At 37.5% G+C, this 6280-nt stretch carries 4 protein-coding genes; 3 read left to right on the forward strand and 1 reads right to left on the reverse strand.

Features of this window, described 5'->3' with window-relative positions; all coding sequences use genetic code 11:
- Positions 1-318 precede the first annotated feature (318 nt).
- Positions 319-1677 (forward strand): bifunctional UDP-N-acetylglucosamine diphosphorylase/glucosamine-1-phosphate N-acetyltransferase GlmU, encoded by a 1359-nt coding sequence (glmU, locus tag DC53_RS02385; protein WP_033031751.1) that lies wholly within the window; start codon positions 319-321, stop codon positions 1675-1677.
- A gap of 28 nt (positions 1678-1705) precedes the next feature.
- Here the strand turns inward: glmU and DC53_RS02380 are convergent, their stop codons facing one another.
- A complete protein-coding gene (locus tag DC53_RS02380) occupies positions 1706-2548 on the reverse strand; it encodes a LytR/AlgR family response regulator transcription factor (protein WP_033031752.1) in 843 nt (280 codons plus the stop codon).
- Positions 2549-2692: 144 nt separating this feature from the next.
- On the opposite strand from DC53_RS02380, the gene DC53_RS02375 reads away from it, so the two are divergent.
- Positions 2693-3922 (forward strand): acyltransferase family protein, encoded by a 1230-nt coding sequence (locus tag DC53_RS02375; protein WP_033031753.1) that lies wholly within the window; start codon positions 2693-2695, stop codon positions 3920-3922.
- An 83-nt stretch (positions 3923-4005) separates the two neighbouring features.
- Positions 4006-5799 (forward strand): choice-of-anchor I family protein, encoded by a 1794-nt coding sequence (locus tag DC53_RS02370; RefSeq protein ID WP_033031754.1) that lies wholly within the window; start codon positions 4006-4008, stop codon positions 5797-5799.
- Positions 5800-6280: the final 481 nt, after the last annotated feature.

Consider the following 6280-nt stretch of genomic DNA (forward strand, 5'->3'; position numbering starts at 1 on the left):
TTAAGATCCAACCTATGAGTTACTAATAAACCTCTATTTATTGGTTTGCTTATGGAGTATGTTAATAATTCATTTAAAATCAATGGCTTGTATTGTTTTTTATGAGTGTTCTACAGGGGTGCTGTAATTGCAATTTTCACTTATATCCTTTCCGAATCCCCGCTACAATAACGCTATTCAATTAAGTGTGTTTTTCAGTCAAGATTCAGTACTAATAAACTAACCTACTGAGTATTTGCACAAGAAGTGATTTACGTAATCTTCTGCACAAACATAAGACTTATTTAGCTAAAACAACGAAAAAAGGAAATTGTTTTAATGGCTCTAACAACTATTATTCTTGCTGCGGGTAAAGGTACTCGTATGCGCTCTGCTCTACCTAAAGTTTTGCACAAAGTTGCAGGTAAACCAATGGTACAGCACGTTATTGATAATGCGATGGCATTAGGTGCAACGACTACAAACTTAGTTTACGGACACGGCGGCGAACTATTACAACAACAACTTGCCGATAACAATGTAAATTGGGTACTCCAAGCTGAACAACTTGGTACTGGCCACGCAGTAGCGCAAGCCAACTCTCATGTTAATGATGAAGACACGGTATTAATTTTATACGGCGATGTACCACTAACAAAACAATCAACACTAGAGCGTTTATTAGCCGCAACACCTAAAAATGGTTTAGCGGTATTAACGGTAAATTTGGTAAACCCAAATGGCTATGGTCGAATGCTTCGTGTCGGTGGTAAGTTAGTCGGTATTGTTGAGCAAAAAGATGCAAGCTCAGAGCAGTTACTTATTAACGAAGTAAATACAGGCATTATGGCTGTTAACGGTAAGCTATTAAAAACATGGTTGGGTAACTTATCTAACAATAATGCACAAGGCGAGTACTACTTAACAGATATCGTTGCAATGGCGCACAGTGAAGGTGTAGAAATTACTTCAGCTCAGCCAGACCATGCAATGGAAGTTGAGGGCGCAAATAACCGCGTACAACTTGCTGGTCTTGAGCGTGCTTACCAAGCATGGCAAGCGCAAGAGTTAATGTTAAATGGTGCAACACTTGCTGATCCTGCGCGTATTGATGTGCGTGGAACAGTTACCACCGGTGAAGATGTACTTATTGATATAAACGTTATTTTTGAAGGTAATGTAACCCTTGGTAGCAATGTACAAATTGGCCCTAACTGTGTCCTTAAAAATTGTACCATAGGCGATAACGTGGTAATAAAGGCAAATACCTTAATTGAAGATGCAAGCGTTGCCGCACAGTGTACGTTGGGTCCTTATGCTCGGCTTCGCCCTGGTGCTGTAATGGAAGAAGACTCACACATTGGTAACTTTGTTGAGATGAAAAAAACCCGTTTAGGTAAAGGCTCAAAAGCCAACCACTTAAGTTACTTAGGTGATGCTGAAATTGGCGAAAAAGTGAATATTGGCGCTGGTACTATTACCTGCAACTACGATGGTGTTAATAAATCAAAAACTATTATTGGCGATAATGCTTTTATTGGTTCTAATTCATCACTTGTTGCCCCAGTAAATATAGGTGCAACTGCAACAATTGGTGCAGGCTCGGTGATAACCAGTACCGTTGAAGATGACCAATTAGCAATAGCACGCTCTAAACAGCGTAATTTAACAGGTTGGAAACGCCCAGTTAAAAAATAACAATTAGAGGCTACTTAGGTAGCCTTTTTTATTTTAGTTGAAGTTTAAATTGCTCTTTATAGCGTCTAGATAGGTTTAGTACTTTACCTGTAGTTAATTTTATTTCACTGTCGCCACTGGATAGTGGTGTAATAGACTCCACTTTATCGAGTTTTACGCCATGGCTGCGGTGAATTCTACAAAACCCCTGCACTTCAAGTTGTTTACTTAATGCTGTAAGCGTTGCCCTTAACGGATATATACGTGAGCCTATATGTAGGTTTACATAATTACCCGACGATTCAAGCCAATCAACATCCTCTATTTTTATAATGAATTCCTTACCGAGCTTTTTAACTAATAAGCGATTTATGGTCGATTTTGTTTGCTGCTCACTTTCTTCAATTGAAGAAGCTTCACCTAGTAACTGCTGTACCACATATTGATATACTTTGATAAGTACGATAAAAAACACAAAGCTTATAGCGTCTTTCTGGTATTCATAAATAAGCTCAAACCAGCTAAGTCCAAAGTTGTAAGACCCATCATTCAACAAATATATGAATTTACGAACCCCTACCATAATACCAACGTGTAACACGCTAAATATAATAGAGGCAGCAAAGTACATACCTAATGAGGCCGTAATATTTTGCCAATTAAAAGGTAAGTGTCTTAAAAACCAAATTAAAATAGGGAATATAAGCAAAGTACTCAAGGCACTTGAATACTCCCAAACAAATGGCTCCCACATTAAAAAAGTTAAAGCGCCTTCTCTTTGGGCTTCCATTATTTGGGTTGTAGCGTTTACTGTATTATTAATTAATACGTAAGCACACAGTAATACTGATGCGTAAATGCTTTGAAAACGTTGAAAGTGCTGTAGGTTCATAAATGTATGCTTATTGCTAATGTGGCACGCTTATCCCTGTATACCACCTTTTATCACTATTGCTTGTAATATAAGCACTTGTAGATAGTTTTAGCGAGAGCTTTAGGTATGAATAACGCATAAAATTCATAAAGTAGTAAAAGCATGAACACTCAAACACAACAACCTTCATTAGTTAATTCGCGTAAATATTATCTTGATTGGCTTAGGGTAATCGCATTTGCGTCGCTAATTTTTTATCACATTGGCATGTTGTATAGCGAAAACTGGGGATTTCATTTTAAAAGTAATTACACATCACAGTATGTTGAATATTTAATGTTGGTGTTTTCACCTTGGCGTATGTTGCTCATTTGGTTTATATCGGGCGTAGCACTGCGTTTTATGATTGATAAAATAAGTGGCTTTAAGTCTTGGTTGCATTTCACCTTATACCGCTCTATTTTTTTACTATTACCCTTGCTGGTGGGTTTATGGTTAATAGTGCCTTTACAGCTGTTTGCAGAAATGTCGCAGCACGGTGTTATTGATATTAGTTATTGGCAATTTTATTTAGCTTTTATAGAGACTAACAATACGCTTTTTATCAATTATCAGTCTGGGGTGTGGCCGCATATGGATGTAAATCACTTATGGTATTTGCGCTCGTTGTGGCAATTTATGCTGATCATTATTGTTTTAGCTCTTTTTGAACGTTTGCCCTTTATTGCGCCTTTAAAAACATTTGTTAAAGCGGGTATGTCATTTGGGTTTTTAATTACCTTGCTCACTATTGCCACACTATTTATAAGCCATTACTTAACTGGCGATTCAATCAGAGAAACTAACGGCTTAATACTGCTACTCGCAGGATACATACTTGCTAAAAACACTTACTTTTGGAAGTGCTTAAATAAAAACTTAGTATTACTAGCTTTGAGTTTTGCGGTTTTGTTTGTACTTATAATATTAAGTTATCAGAAGGTGTTTACTCTTCCTCATTTTATTTTAAGCGCTAGCTACAATATTCAACGTGTTGTAGGTGTATTTTTTGTACTTGCGCTCGCTCACCGATTTTTAAATTTTAATACCTACTATTTAAAGCAGCTCAATGCATGGGTGTTTCCCTTTTATTTATTGCATCAAAGCATTTTGATTATTTTGTGTTTTTTACTGCAACCTTTAAGTTTAGGGACTGTTGTTGAGCCATTTATCATTATTACAGGAACTTGGTCTCTCTGCGGGGTTATAACATGGAGTATTACACGTATTGATGTACTTAGACCTTTGCTAGGAGTTGCAATTAAACGAGAGTATTCCTCGAGTGTAAAAATGCTTGGTTATACGGCCGCTTTAATTTTAATTACTCCGCTAGCGTATAAGCTAATTACTTAGGCTAAGAGGCTGTATTAAAACTGCCATAATCTTGTCATGCCTGTGTGTTGATATTTAGCAAATACAATACTAAGGAAAATCATATGTTTAAAAAATCAATTATTGCGCTGTCACTTATATCTATTCTTACTGGTTGCGCACTTGATGGTGACGATGGTCAAAACGGCTCTCAAGGATTACAGGGAGAACAAGGCGCAAATGGCATTAATGGGATAAATGGTGTAAATGCTAATTCAGCATTAAATATTAACCTTGTGGGTAGAGGTGTACTAAATGCACAAAGCCCAGAAGGTGCGGCTGAAATAGTTGCATACCAAGCATCTAAAAAATGGATTTACGCTATTAACAGTTCAGGCGATGACGCTGTTGTTGATATTTTACCCGCCGACACCTTTGATACTGCCGCACTCGTTAAAGATAACGAAGGGGTTATAAACGGCAAAAATTTAACATCCGTTATTACGTTGCCTTTAAACGAGCATACTCAAGGCGATGCAAACAGCATTGCTATTGATGAAAACAATAATTTACTCGCGGTCGCAATGGCTGCTAAAAGCACGGGTGATGCAGGTCAAATTGCTTTTTACGATATAAGCGGCGACTCACCTGTATTTATTAAAAACGTAACGGTCGGATTTTTACCAGACATGGTGACGTTCACCCATGATGGCGCAAAGGCAGTGGTTGCTAACGAAGGTGAACCAAGTGGCGACTACAGCGTAGATCCTGAAGGTTCTATTAGTATTATCGATATAACAAATAATGTAATAGCCGATACAGCAATAAATATTGATTTTAAAGCCTATAACAACAAACAAACCGAACTAGAAGCGCAAGGGGTAGTTTTTGCAAACCCAAATGGTCGTACTATTAACGGTAATCTAATAAATACTACAGTAGCTATGGATTTAGAGCCCGAGTACGTTAGCATTTCTAAAGATAACAAATATGCTTATGTATCTATTCAAGAAAACAATGCACTTGCAATAGTTAACCTACAAGACAACAGTCTTGAGCTAAAGGGCTTAGGCTTTAAAGATTGGTCAAGCTTACAACTTGATGCCTCAGATAAAGACGGCGGCGTGAATTTTAAATCATACCCAGGGCTCTATGGTATTTACCAGCCCGATACTATCTCAAGTTTTAGTTGGAAAGGCGCTAACTTTATAGTTACTGCCAACGAAGGTGACGCAAGAGAATACTTTTTTGATACAACGGATGAAGCAGACTGTATAGCAAAGGGCGGACTTGATTACGATAAAGACGATGGCTGCTTAGCTTATATAGATGAAAGCCGCGTTGAAGACTTAACGCTTGCTGCTAATTTTGATTACTTAAATAATGACGATGATGATATTGGTCGCTTAAAAGTAACAACAATAAAAGGCGATACCAATAACGACGGACAATACGAATCGCTTTATGCTTATGGTGCACGTTCTTTTACTATTTGGGATAGCAATGGGCTGGTGGTTTTTGATTCAGGTGACGATATAGCACGTATAACAGCATCTGTGCATGGTGAATCATTTAACAATAATGAAGATGAAAACAAAGGTGACTCACGTTCAGATGATAAAGGCGCAGAGCCTGAAGCGCTGACTATTGGCAAAATTGACGATCGTACATTTGCTTTTATAGGGCTTGAGCGTATGGGTGGGATTATGGCTTACGACATTACCAATCCATATAATGTGCAGTTTGAAGACTACTTCTATAATAGAGGCTTAATTAAAGGAGCGAATATTACAGGCGATTTGGCACCTGAAGGAATGGTATTCGTTTCAGCAGAGCAAAGTGCAACAGGAAATCCACTCTTAATTGTTGGAAATGAAATATCAGGCTCTATTGCCGTATGGGAAATAGCATCTAAATAAATATTTAATTTTAAATAAAGCTGTGTGTTGTTTGTTTAACATACAGCTTAGTTTAAACCTTACTAATACATCATCAATTGATACATAAATTATGAGTGTTTTTTAAACTAAAAGTATCCTACAGCCCTTTGTTTGTATAGCTTTCATACTAAATTCATTTAATTGTCAAAAAGCTGAAATAAAACATTGACCCCCGCTCGAATCTCCCTATAATGCGACCCCACTGAGACAGGAAACGCCAACGCATAGCGAGGCACGAACTACTCAGAGAGTTAAATAAAACTTCGGTTTTAAATTGTCGAAAGAAAGTTTAAAACTAAGTGTTGACTCGAAAAATAAAGGGTGTATTATTCGCACCCCTTGAAACGCTAAAGCGACTCAAGACGTTCTTTAACAATATAAAGCAATCATCTGTGTGGGCACTCGTACAGATTGAGTTCTAACAGCCAACCTACTTAGGTAGCGAGGCAAACAAATTAGA

It is taken from the genome of Pseudoalteromonas fuliginea (genome assembly GCF_000690055.1).
Classification (GTDB): domain Bacteria; phylum Pseudomonadota; class Gammaproteobacteria; order Enterobacterales; family Alteromonadaceae; genus Pseudoalteromonas; species Pseudoalteromonas fuliginea.

Coding starts and splice junctions, on each gene's coding strand:
- glmU (WP_033031751.1), top strand. CDS start 319: ATGGCTCTAACAACTATTATTCTTGCTGCGGGTAAAGGTACTCGTATG.
- DC53_RS02380 (WP_033031752.1), bottom strand. CDS start 2,548: ATGAACCTACAGCACTTTCAACGTTTTCAAAGCATTTACGCATCAGTA.
- DC53_RS02375 (WP_033031753.1), top strand. CDS start 2,693: ATGAACACTCAAACACAACAACCTTCATTAGTTAATTCGCGTAAATAT.
- DC53_RS02370 (WP_033031754.1), top strand. CDS start 4,006: ATGTTTAAAAAATCAATTATTGCGCTGTCACTTATATCTATTCTTACT.